Genomic DNA, 10,798 nt, shown 5'->3' on the forward strand with positions numbered 1-10,798 from the left:
GGGTAAGTGGTGCGCATCACATCGGCGGCAAGCTTCGTTATCGTACAAGAGAAGCTGAATATCAAAAAGAGAGAGTGGCGTTACCGCAGGTTAGTCGTGGTGAATCCGGCCGGGGATGTCGGCCAGCGGCTGTCCGCCACCGCCCCACCGGCGGGCGATGATCTCGCCGACGATCGACACCGCCGTCTCCTCCGGGGTACGGGCGCCGAGATCGAGGCCGATGGGGCTCGACAGTCTGCCGAGTTCGGCATCGGTCAGGCCGACCTCGCGCAGCCGCTCGACCCGGTCGTGGTGCGTGGGGCGCGACCCCATCGCGCCGACGTAGCCCACCTCCGGCAGGCGCAGGGCCACCTCCAGCACGGGCACGTCGAACTTGGGGTCGTGGGTCAGCACGCAGATGGCCGTCCGGCCGTCGAGTTCGCCGAGTTCGGCCTGGGCGGCGAGGTACCGGTGGGGCCAGTCCACCACCACCTCGTCGGCGGCAGGGAACCGCGCGGGCGTCGCGAAGACGGGTCTGGCGTCGCACACCGTGATTCGGTAGCCGAGCAGGGCGGCCTGGCGCGTGAGCGCGGCAGCGAAGTCGATCGCACCGAAGACGATCATGCGGGGACGCGGTGCGTGGCTGGCGACGAACACCTCCATGCCCTCGCCCTGCCGCTCGCCGTCGGCCCCGTAGACCAGGACGTCGGTGCGGCCGGCTGCGAGCAGGCCCCTCGCGTCGTCGGCGACTGCCGCGTCGGCGCGCGCCGAGCCGAGCGATCCGTCGACGGTCGTCGTACCGACCACCAACCGTCGGCCCACGCGCTCGGGGTCGGGATGGCTGATCACCGTCGCCACCGCGACGGGTCGGTGTGCGGCGATGTCGTCGGCGACGGCGGCGAGTTGGGGAAAGGTCTCCGCCGACAGCGGCTCGGCGAAGATGTCGATGATCCCGCCGCACGTGAGCCCCACGGCGAAGGCGTCGTCGTCGGTGATGCCGTAGCGCTGCAGCTGCCCCCGCCCGGTCCGGACCACCTCCCCGGCGAGTTCGTACACCGCACCCTCGACGCAACCGCCGGACACCGATCCCGCGACGGAACCATCGGGGGCGACCACCATCGCCGCTCCCGCCGCCCGCGGTGCCGACTTGATGGTGCGCACGACGGTGGCGAGACCGGCCGTGCCTCCGGCCCGCCACACGGCGAGCAGCTCGTCCAGGACATCGCGCACAGCAGGAGTCTATGTGCGCTCCGACGTCCGGGCAGGACCGGACCTGAGCGACTGCACAGCGCGCGTGGCGCCTCGTCATCCCGGCAGTCGGTCGCAGGCTTTGTACTCTCGGTCAGGGATCCGCATTGATCAGTCGAAGGGAAGCGTCGTGAATCTGCCCGTATTGGGCGAGCTGCCACTGTCGGGCTTCGCCCACGCGTGGTTCTTCCTCTTCCTGCTCGTGATCGCGGGCCTGGCCGTCCTCTACGTCTCGATCCAGCGCAGCCGGCAGCAGCGCCTCGCGCGATTCGCCGACAGCGACATGATCGGCCGCCTCTCCGCGGCGCCGCAGAACCGGTGGCGGCACCTGCCCGCCGTGCTCGTCGCCGTGGCCCTGGTCTTCTTCACGATCGCGATGGCGGGCCCCTCGCTCGATCGCAAGCTCCCGCGCAACCGCGCCGTCATCATGCTGGTGATGGACGTGTCGACCTCCATGAACGCCACCGACGTGCCGCCCAACCGCCTGAAGGCCGCGCAGGAGGCCGCCAAGAAGTTCGCCGACGAACTGACCCCCGGGGTCAATCTCGGGCTCATCACCTACGCCGCGAACCCCACGATGCTCAGTTCGCCGACGACCAATCACGACGCGACGAAGGTCGCGATCGACAAGATGCAGGTGGCCGAGCGCACCGCCACCGGTGAGGCGATCTTCGCGGCACTGCAGGCGATCTCGACCGTCGGCGCCGTGATCGGTGGGGGAGAGGGCCCGCCGCCCGCCCGCATCGTGCTGTTCTCCGACGGCAAGGAGACCACCCCGGCGAACCCGAACAACCCCCGAGGCGCGTTCACCGCCGCCCGCGCCGCCAAGGACCAGGGCATCCCCATCTCCACGATCGCGTTCGGCACCCCCGACGGCAAGGTCGAGGTCGACGGGTCAGAGGTCGAGGTGCCCGTGGACGACTCGACCATGAAGGAGGTGGCGCAGCTGTCCGGCGGTACCTCCTACACCGCCGACGACACGGCGGAACTCAACCAGATCTACGACACGCTGCAGGACCAGATCGGCTACGAGACGGTGCGCGGGGACGCCAGCACCGGCTGGCTGCGATTGGGTGCGCTGGTGCTGGCGGTGGCGGCGATATCGGCCGTGCTCCTCAACCGCAGATTGCCGCTGTAGTCGGTCCTGTTTCGTTTGCCGCAGGGCCGGGTATCAAAGCTGCGCCCCAGCCGAAGCGGAAGGACCACATGATGAGCAAGCCAGGTCGCGGCGACGTCGACGATCCCATGAACGAGGCAATGTCCTCGACGGGCCTGCTGCTAATGTTCGCCGCTGTGATCGGGTTCGTGATGGGCCTGGCCGTGTTCGGCATGGGTTCCAGTGGCTTCGCGACGCTCGTCCTGGTCGCCGCGCTGGCCAGCTTCTGCGCCAGCCTGGTGTGCTTCATGGCCGACGCGCAGCGCGAGGATGCGGCCGACGCCGCGCTGCCGTTCCCGAGCATGCTGAGGCGCTGACCCCGGCGCACGCCATGATGGATCCGTGCCGAACCGGATCCAGACCCTCCTAGGCGTCCGCTACCCCGTCGTCCAGGCCCCGATGACCTACATCGCGCGGGCCGAATTGGCCGCGGCGGTATCGCAGGCGGGCGGCCTCGGGATGATCGAGACGCTGACGCCCGAAGGCAGAGGAGATCTGCATCGGGTCCGTTCCCTGACCGACCGGCCGGTCGCGGCCAACCTGATGATCCAGGGCTGGAAGGCCGACCCGTCGATCGTCGAGGTCCTCGCCGAAGCCGGTGTGCGGCACGTGTTCACCTCCGCCGGCGATCCGGCTCTGTTCACCGCCAGGCTGCACGACGCGGGCATGACGGTCGTCCACGTCATCGGATCCCTGAAGGCGGCGCACAAGGCGGCCGATACCGGCGTCGACGCGCTGGTGGTCGAAGGCGTCGAGGGTGGCGGGTTCAAGTCGGCGCTCGGCGCCTCGACGATGGTGTTGCTGCCCTTGGTCGCCGAACGGGTGGGCCTGCCGATCATCGCGGCCGGTGGCATGTGTGACGCGCGTTCTGCCGCAGCGGCTCTGGTGCTCGGGGCCGAGGGCGTGCAGATGGGTACGCGGATGCTCGCGAGCCTCGAGTCGGCGGTGCACGACGAGTTCAAGGGCGCGATCGTGGCGGCCGACGATGCGGGCACCGTGTTACTCGACGTCCCCGGCAACCCGACCATGCGGGTGTTGCGGACCGGCCTCGCGGCCCGGGTGTCCGCGGCCGACCCGGACGCACGACTGCTCGGACAGGTCACCGAGTTGTACTTCGGCGGCGACATGGAGGCCAGCGTCGCGAACACCGGCCAGGTCTCGTCGCGGATCGTGGACCTGCTGCCGGTGGAGCAGATCGTGCGCGAGACGTGGGCGGGCATCGAGTCGCAACTGGACGTCGCCAGGGCGCGGCTCGGGTGAGGATCAGTCAGACTGCTTCTGCCACAGGCAATCACCGCTCATGTCGATGGTGAGCAGCCGTGGCAGCACCTCCAGCCGAAGCGGCTGCCCGACGCCTCCCTCGTCGACGCGGGGCGGACCGTCGACCTTGCCGTAGGTGACGGTGGTCTGCCGGGCGCTGCAGCGGTCGCCTGCGGTCAGCGGGGTGGCCGTCCAGACGCCGGGTTCGATCACCGGGTTGGGCCTGGCGCCGCCGTACAACGTCATCGACGGGCCGTCGCTGACCCAGCGATCGCTGAACGGGTAGGGATCGTCGACGCTCAGCCAGCGGCCCCCGTCGCACCGCAGTGGCGCGTCGGCGCCTGCGGGCCAGGTCATCGCGCCGGCGAGGTCACCGGTACAGGGTGGGGGCACCGCGGGGTCGGCCGACGCCGTCGCCGCCGGTGCCACGATCGCGGCGGCGGCGATGCTGATCGCGAACCAGCGCACGACTACACCTTGGTCAGGTCGGTCTTCATCAGCATGACGTTGTACTCCGACCACAGCGACAGGTTCCAGTAGAGATCGGTCCCGGTGCCCATCGTCGACGGCGACCACGGGTGCATCATCGGGGCGTAGATGCCACCGGGCTGCTGGGTCATCAGGACCTTCGCCTCGGACCAACCGCCCTGCGGGGTATCGGAAGTGCGCATGACGATGTTGTTCGACTGGTCGCCGTACATCGCGACGTACTTCTTCAGCGTCTTGTTGTACTGAACCGAGAACTCGCTGACCTGGCTGCCGGGCTTCGTTGCGCCGCAGGCGCCCTGCTCGGCGCCGCCGAAGATCGCGGTCGCCTTGGCAGGCTGGTTCTTGTACCACCCGGCCTTGGTGGCCCCGATGCCGAACCACCCGCCTGCGGTGCCCTTGCTGTAGTACTCGTACTTCGACACGTCGAGGATGTCCCGCTCCGCGACGCGCGAGATGTAGGCCGCGCCCTGCCTGCCGTTGGGCGTCCCGTAGGAGTACACGTAGCCGTCACCGGGACGCACGAACGCGGCCTGCTGGAAGTTGGCGTTGCCGCTCCAGGAGTCGTTCATCCGCACCGATTGCGGTGCGACGTACCAGTTCTCGCCGTTGTCGGTCGAGTAGGCGATGGCCGAGTAGTTGGTGGTCCACTGGCCTGCGGCACCCCACTGCTTGACCGACATGAAGCTGAGGTACTGGGTTGCACCGAACTGGGTGCCGGGCGTCGGCACCGAGATGCCTGCGGTCGGAATCAGCGTGACGCCGCCGGGCAGGCCCGCGGGCAACCGTTCGGGCAGGATGATCTGGCGCGCATAGTTCGACTGCCACAGCGGCGAGCCGCCGAACATGTTGCCGTTCAACCACTGTCCGTCGGGAATGGCCAGGCCATCGGCCAAGGTGAGATCCGAACTGCGGAACAGCGTGTTCAGTCGCCACGTGCCCGTCATGTTCGGCCCACCGAAGGTGTCGCCGAACGCGATGAGAACCTGGTGCTCGTTGATCGGAGTGGTCGGGTCGTCGGCGATGCCGTTGTCCCACATGGTGCCGATGTCGGTGCCCCACATGCCGTATCGGGCGTAGGTGTCGTTCGGCTGGAAGTTGCCGGTGACCCAGTCGACGAAGCTGGTCGACGGGCTGATCTGCGCGCCGGGGACGGGGAAGCCGGGCCGGGCTGGGACCGCGGCTGCCGCGGCGAGGGCGAACGGTTGAGCCAGGGCGAGGCTGGTCGCGGCCAGGCTCGTGGTCTGGGCGGCCGCGGCGGGGTTGCTCAGGCCGAGCGCTCCGGTGACGGCCGAGACGAAGGTGTCGATCTCGCGGCGGGCGAAGGCCAGCAGCGTCCAGGCGAGCGGGGGTTCGGCCGGGGTGGCCGGCGCGCTGCCCGCCAGCGGGCCGAGGACCCAGTTCACGACGCTGGAGATCACGTTGCCCACGGCTGCGAGGGGGTTGGGTGCCGGCGCAGGCGCGACCGCAACGGTTGCCGGGGTGACGGAAGCCTGGGTGATGGAAGCCGAGGCGATCTGGGCGGGCGACTGAACCTTCGCCGCCAGCGCAGTCGCGACCGGCTCGGTGTCGTTCTTCGCCCTTGGGGTGGCGGCGAGTGTCGCGGGAGCCTCGGGTCCGGTTTCGACTGCCGTAGGGGTCTTGGTCGGCTTGGGCGTGGCGGTGGGGGTCTTGGAGGCTCCGCCGTCCTCGTCGTCGGCTGCGGGCGTCGGCTCTGGCTTCGGCTCGGCCGTCGGTTCCGGCGTCGCGGTGGGCGTCGGCTCTGTCGTGGGTTCCGGTGTGGCGGTGGGTGCCGGCTCGGCCGTGGGCTCGGCTTCGGTGGGCTCGGTGGCCGTGTCGTTGGACGACGATCCGGTATTGGACTGCGCGCTCACCACTCCGGCGGGCGCGGGCCCCGAGTCGGTCGCCTTGTCGGTCGCCTGCGAATCGGTGGCAGTAGACGTGGACGACGTGGACGTCGACGTCGTGGGAGCGGTCCCGGACGTGGTGTTCGTCGCCGAGGCGGCAGGGCCCGTATTGGTCCCGTCGGTGTCCGCGTTGGCGGCTCCGTCGGTGGAGGACGAGGTACCGGTATCGCCGCCATCGTCGGCGAACGCGACGCCGTGTCCCGTGACGACCGCGGTTCCCACGCCCAACGCGACCGCTAGTCCGCCGACGCGACCGATGTAATTCGAAGCACCCATGCCGTCCCCTTGCTCAGACCAATCACCCCCCGACTACCGATTGAACGCGATTGTCGGCATGGAGGTGCGCAAACCCGAGGATTGGCCTCAGCGCTCACTCGCGATGTTCTTCGTCACAGGCGACACGGGTGTTACTGAGGTGGTGCGCCCATCTCGGCAATGGCCTCTTCATACAGGTCGATCGCCTCGGACAGTCCGTTGCCAACCCAGGCGTCGACGACCCCGACGCGGTCGGCGACCAACTGGACGCGGGTCAGCCAGACCTCGAACCCGTGATCGGTGCGTAGTGCCTCTACCTGGTCCTTCGACCCTTGGATGAGGATGAAGCCGCCGAGTTCGGTGCTCTGTGGACGCAGGATGGCGACGTCGAAGCGCTCGATCCGCCCTGCATCGCGCAGCGTGTCGAGATAGCCCGACGCGGTCTCGCGCAGCAAATCCAGGGCCTGCCGTTCCCGTCCGCGAGCGGGGATTCCCCACGCAACCCAGATACCTGCTTCTGACATCGCTGCCTCCTCGACGTCGAACCTATCGGCGTCGTGGCGAACCGATCGGCCGACACTCTGAGGCCATGTGGCGCGACCTCGAAAGTTTCGAGATTTCCCATTCTTGGGTATTGAATGGATAGCGCGGCGCTCTCAGATGGAAAGCTGGTTAGGCGAAGCGCCCAGTACTTGAGCACCAGGTACGCAGCGTCCGAAAGGGCGCAGCCGCGCATGACCTAGCCTGCACGATCCAAGCGAGTGATGCCCAGATGTCCGACCAGGATTCCCATATATCGGCCGACCCGACCCGCCATGTTCTGGCGTCCACCCTCGGTAACTTGGCAGTGCAAATGCGGGAGTTACGCGATTCGGAGTCCGTCCTGGAGGTTCTCGCGACCGCCGCGGTGGACATCGTGCCGGGTGCGCGGTGGGCGTGCATCTCGCTCGTCGCGGGACGCAAGGTCCGCTCGCATGCCCCCACCGACGAGGTGTCCGCCCGGCTGGACCAGATGCAGATGGATCTCGGCGAAGGGCCGGTCTTAGACGTACTGCGAGAGCGCCGAACCGTCCACGTGGAGGATCTCGCCGCCGAATCGCGCTGGCCGCACTTCTCGCGGGGTGCCGTGGAGTTCGGTGTGCGCACCATGTTGTCGTTCCGGCTGTTCATCTCGAACGAGAACCTCGGTGTGCTGAACCTGTACTCGGATGCGCCGCACGCGTTCACCGACGAGTCGATTGCGGTCGGCAAGATCCTGGCCCAGCACGCCGCCGTCGCCATGAAAGGCGTGGCCACCGAAGAACAGCTTCAGGGCGCCGTCGAAAGCCGCGACGTGATCGGTCAGGCCAAGGGCATCCTGATGAACCGCGACAAACTGACGGGACTGCAGGCATTCGCGACACTGATCCGGGCGTCGCAGGAAACCAACGTCCGTCTGGCCGACGTGGCGAGGCTGCTGGTGTCCGACCACGAAGCGTCGGTCGCGGGCGACTAGCGCGTCACGCGTCGACGAAACGCTCCCGGTACCCGCGAAAGGCGTCGGCGACCTCGGCCGGTCGCAGCCCTAGCGCCGTCGGATCGTAGACGACCCCGCCGTGGCGCCCGCGGGGGTGCTCGGCGCAGAAGGTCGACATCGCGGCTCGCGCTCGTGCATCGTATGGCTGGCCGGCGAGGTCGTAGATCGCGGCGACGGTGCCCTGCTCGTCGGCCATGAAGTCCTCGAACCGCACGTCGATCGATTGGTCACGCGGCAACACGTCTCGGTCGCGCAGGCAGCCGCCCAGCATGTCCTCGGCCCGGCCCAGCCAGTAGCGCGAGACGGCGATCGGGTCGGGGCGCTCGCAGGCCATCCGCGATGCGTAGCTGATCATCGTGGCCATCGATTGCGTCACCGCGACCGGGTCGCGATGGGTGACTACGAAGGTCGCGTCGGGGAAGGTGGCGAGCAGGGCTGGGAACTGCTCCAGGTGCTGCGGTGACTTGAGCACCCATCGTCGGCCGCCCCGCAGCCACTGCAGCGCCTGCAACGTGAGCTTCAGGTAGGCGTACGACGCGGTCTGATCGTGTGCCTTGTAGTGCGCGGCGAAATCCGGTACCTGGTAGGTGGTTTCGAAGAGCATTCCCGACAGGTCGTTGGCCAGGAGCTGAATCTCCTCGTGGGCGTGATCGACGGTCATCTCGTGCATGCGCTTGAACTCCGGCATGGAGGCCTCGATGATGCCGAGGCCTGCTGCGCACCGGTCTCGGCGCGGTCCATCGTCGACGTCGTCGGGCCCGGGGAAGGGTTCGAGGCTCTCCCAGTACGGCAGGTAGCGTAGTGCGGGGTCGGCGGCGATCAAGTTGTGCAGGTGGGTGGTTCCGGTCCGGGGCAGACCGCAGATGATGATCGGCGCGATGACTGGTTCGTCGGCGATCTCCGGGTGCGCCGTGACGAGGGCTTGCAGCCGCAGCCGGTTGATCAGATGGCCGACCAATTGCTCGAAGACCATCGCGGTGCCGACGTCGGAGAGACGGGCCTGGGTGGTCAACGATTCGCACAGCACGTCGAGGCGTTCGCGGAATGCCGATTCGCCCCAGTCTGCGAGGCCCGTGCGCTCGGTTGCGGTGTCGAGCAGGGTTTCTGGGCTCAGCGTCAGCGTCGCGCCGTAGGCGGCCAGGCCGTCGCGCATCGGGCGTGCCGCGTCCGGGAAGACTGGGTCGGCGAGGTCGGTCAGCCTGATGTCGGCGGGCCGCTGCGCAGTCACGCGACGCCGTCGTCGACGGCGATCACCCGGCAGACCGGCTGCGATGGCGTGGCCGCAGGTAGGAACCAGCGCAGCCAGATGAGGCCTCGTGGTCGACCTGCCGTCGACACCCAGTTCGGATGTCCTGGGTCGCGTTCACCGATCACGATGCGCCACGACCCGTCGGCCTCGTAGGTCACCTCGGCGCCGTTGATGGTGGTCCGCTCGGACCTGAAGTCGAAGGTATGCAGGAAGGAGTTCCACAGGCACAGGTTCCAGAACGCGCAGTCGGGTGAGGTGCCCTCGATGACGAGTGCCTGGTCGGGCCGTAAGTCGAACGCGCCCATGGCATATGCCGCGTCGCCGGCCGCCCAGCCGTAGGTCTGGCTCGGTACCGGGTACGGCTCGTGGATCTCGTTGGGCGGTTCGAGGCGGGTGGGCAGGAACGACAGCTGTTCGGCGAGCCACGTGCGTGCCGCCTTGAGCCTGCGGGTCAGGTCGGCGCGGTCCTCGCTGCGGCGTTGGGGAGCGTCGAGGGCCTCGATGGTCCACACGGGACGGCGGTCGGTGGCGCGGTGGTTGACGTAGTCGCGGGTGAGGGCGAAGACCGCGTCGGGTTCCAGTATCAGGCCGGGGCCGTCGGTGGGCGTGGGGCTGAGCGTGAACTCGAAGTTGCCGTCGGCGTCGAAGTTCAGCGACCGGTCATTGAGCGTGCCGACTATGCGGTCGGAGTAGTGACCGTCGTCGGGGCCGCCGTAGACGGTCATCGACAGGTAGACGGCGTCGCCGCGGTTCCCGCTGACGCGGTACGTCCGGGTGGGATCGATTGGCGCGAGTTGGTAGTAGGCGTCGGAGTTGTCGCCGCCCCACTTGAGGAACGGCGCGATGACGTCGACCAGGCGCGGGCGTTCCTTCTCGTTCCACACGTAGGCGTCGACGGCCACGCGCAGCAGGCTGAAGGTTAGGCGGTAGCCGTCGAGCAGGTCGGGCTCGTCCAGGGGCGGCTGGGCGTCGAGCATCTTGCGCTCGACGGCCCTGACTTCGTCGAGTAGGGCCGAGAACGCCTGCGAGAGTTCGGCTTGCGCTGGTTCGGTCGTCATCGCTTCTCTTTCCTGGTGGATGCGCCCTGCATGGCGAGCGCGCACAATCGGCCGGCAAGGTCGTCGACGTCCTCGAACAGCTGCACCTGAACGGCGTAGAGGCTGGTGCCGACGAGTGCTTGCCACAGCATGTCCACGTCGACGTCTCGCGCGACTGCGCCCTGGTCGACGCCCGAGTGGACCAGGGCCGCGAACCTGCTCCTGGTGTGCTCGTCGAGGAGTTGCTGCGTCCGGATCGAGAGCGCGGGGTCGCGGTGCCGGTCGGCGAGGATGCCCATCGTCGCGGCAGCGACCACGGGGTCACGCCAAAACTCGCACACGGCGCGTACGAACTCCCGGAGGTCCGTCTCGAAATCGCCTGTGTTCGCCAGCACTTCGTCGACGTCCGCCTCGCCGAACACTGCGTCGAACACGACGTGCGCCTTGGACGGCCAGCGCCGGTAGATGGTCGGACGGCTCACGCCGGCCTCCCTGGCGATGGCGTCCATCGAGGTCTGCTCGTACCCGACGGTCGACAGCATTGTGCGGGCGGCAGCGAGGATCGCGCTCTGCGTGCGGGGGTCGCGTGGCCTACCGCGAGTGGGTTCCGCCGTCATGCCGCATATCGTTACACGGCGTAACGGAACTCATGGGCTTTTCGCGAACGTCGACTTCTCGTCGCCGACCCGGCCTGCAGGCAACGGA

11 protein-coding genes are annotated in these 10,798 nt (G+C 68.4%); 4 read left to right on the forward strand and 7 right to left on the reverse strand.

Annotated features, from left to right (window positions below):
• Positions 1–90: 90 nt before the first annotated feature.
• Entirely contained in the window at positions 91–1,209 is a 1,119-nt protein-coding gene (locus G6N61_RS23920) for an XdhC family protein (RefSeq protein ID WP_163922036.1), read from the reverse strand.
• 148 nt (positions 1,210–1,357) lie between these two features.
• Here G6N61_RS23920 and G6N61_RS23925 point away from each other — a divergent pair, with 148 nt between their 5' ends.
• The 3 genes from G6N61_RS23925 (at position 1,358) to G6N61_RS23935 (ending at position 3,643) form a co-directional block, all read left to right on the forward strand.
• Entirely contained in the window at positions 1,358–2,365 is a 1,008-nt protein-coding gene (locus G6N61_RS23925) for a VWA domain-containing protein (protein ID WP_163922039.1), read from the forward strand.
• A gap of 71 nt (positions 2,366–2,436) precedes the next feature.
• Positions 2,437–2,700, forward strand: coding sequence for a hypothetical protein (locus tag G6N61_RS23930; protein ID WP_163922043.1), 264 nt, complete (start codon positions 2,437–2,439; stop codon positions 2,698–2,700).
• Between the two features lie 25 nt (positions 2,701–2,725).
• A complete protein-coding gene (locus G6N61_RS23935) occupies positions 2,726–3,643 on the forward strand; it encodes an NAD(P)H-dependent flavin oxidoreductase (RefSeq protein ID WP_163922046.1) in 918 nt (305 codons plus the stop codon).
• A 3-nt stretch (positions 3,644–3,646) separates the two neighbouring features.
• On the opposite strand, the gene G6N61_RS23940 is transcribed toward G6N61_RS23935, so the two are convergent.
• The 3 genes from G6N61_RS23940 to G6N61_RS23950 all read right to left on the reverse strand — a co-directional run bounded on the left by G6N61_RS23940 (position 3,647) and on the right by G6N61_RS23950 (position 6,815).
• Positions 3,647–4,111, reverse strand: coding sequence for a hypothetical protein (locus G6N61_RS23940; protein WP_163922049.1), 465 nt, complete (start codon positions 4,109–4,111; stop codon positions 3,647–3,649).
• A 2-nt stretch (positions 4,112–4,113) separates the two neighbouring features.
• A complete protein-coding gene (locus tag G6N61_RS23945; RefSeq protein WP_163922051.1) occupies positions 4,114–6,312 on the reverse strand; it encodes a glycoside hydrolase family 183 protein in 2,199 nt (732 codons plus the stop codon).
• A 131-nt stretch (positions 6,313–6,443) separates the two neighbouring features.
• Positions 6,444–6,815 (reverse strand): hypothetical protein, encoded by a 372-nt coding sequence (locus tag G6N61_RS23950; protein ID WP_163922055.1) that lies wholly within the window; start codon positions 6,813–6,815, stop codon positions 6,444–6,446.
• Between the two features lie 248 nt (positions 6,816–7,063).
• Here G6N61_RS23950 and G6N61_RS23955 point away from each other — a divergent pair, with 248 nt between their 5' ends.
• Complete coding sequence (locus tag G6N61_RS23955; RefSeq protein WP_163922058.1) at positions 7,064–7,786, forward strand: GAF and ANTAR domain-containing protein; 723 nt, start codon at positions 7,064–7,066, stop codon at positions 7,784–7,786.
• 4 nt (positions 7,787–7,790) lie between these two features.
• On the opposite strand, the gene G6N61_RS23960 is transcribed toward G6N61_RS23955, so the two are convergent.
• Genes G6N61_RS23960 through G6N61_RS23970 form a run of 3 tightly spaced genes read right to left on the reverse strand, consistent with a single transcriptional unit; the run spans position 7,791 to position 10,710 of the window.
• On the reverse strand, positions 7,791–9,035 hold the full coding sequence (locus tag G6N61_RS23960) for a sulfotransferase family protein (protein WP_163922061.1): 1,245 nt from the start codon (positions 9,033–9,035) through the stop codon (positions 7,791–7,793).
• On the reverse strand, positions 9,032–10,114 hold the full coding sequence (locus G6N61_RS23965) for a DUF1214 domain-containing protein (RefSeq protein ID WP_163922064.1): 1,083 nt from the start codon (positions 10,112–10,114) through the stop codon (positions 9,032–9,034). The genes G6N61_RS23960 and G6N61_RS23965 overlap by 4 nt, the downstream gene beginning before the upstream one ends.
• On the reverse strand, positions 10,111–10,710 hold the full coding sequence (locus G6N61_RS23970) for a TetR/AcrR family transcriptional regulator (protein WP_163922067.1): 600 nt from the start codon (positions 10,708–10,710) through the stop codon (positions 10,111–10,113). The genes G6N61_RS23965 and G6N61_RS23970 overlap by 4 nt, the downstream gene beginning before the upstream one ends.
• Positions 10,711–10,798 lie beyond the last annotated feature (88 nt).

This window comes from Mycolicibacterium arabiense, from assembly GCF_010731815.2.
In the GTDB taxonomy this organism is placed as follows: domain Bacteria; phylum Actinomycetota; class Actinomycetes; order Mycobacteriales; family Mycobacteriaceae; genus Mycobacterium; species Mycobacterium arabiense.

Coding starts and splice junctions, on each gene's coding strand:
- G6N61_RS23955 (WP_163922058.1), top strand. CDS start 7,064: ATGTCCGACCAGGATTCCCATATATCGGCCGACCCGACCCGCCATGTT.
- G6N61_RS23930 (WP_163922043.1), top strand. CDS start 2,437: ATGAGCAAGCCAGGTCGCGGCGACGTCGACGATCCCATGAACGAGGCA.
- G6N61_RS23965 (WP_163922064.1), bottom strand. CDS start 10,114: ATGACGACCGAACCAGCGCAAGCCGAACTCTCGCAGGCGTTCTCGGCC.
- G6N61_RS23950 (WP_163922055.1), bottom strand. CDS start 6,815: ATGTCAGAAGCAGGTATCTGGGTTGCGTGGGGAATCCCCGCTCGCGGA.
- G6N61_RS23970 (WP_163922067.1), bottom strand. CDS start 10,710: ATGACGGCGGAACCCACTCGCGGTAGGCCACGCGACCCCCGCACGCAG.
- G6N61_RS23945 (WP_163922051.1), bottom strand. CDS start 6,312: ATGGGTGCTTCGAATTACATCGGTCGCGTCGGCGGACTAGCGGTCGCG.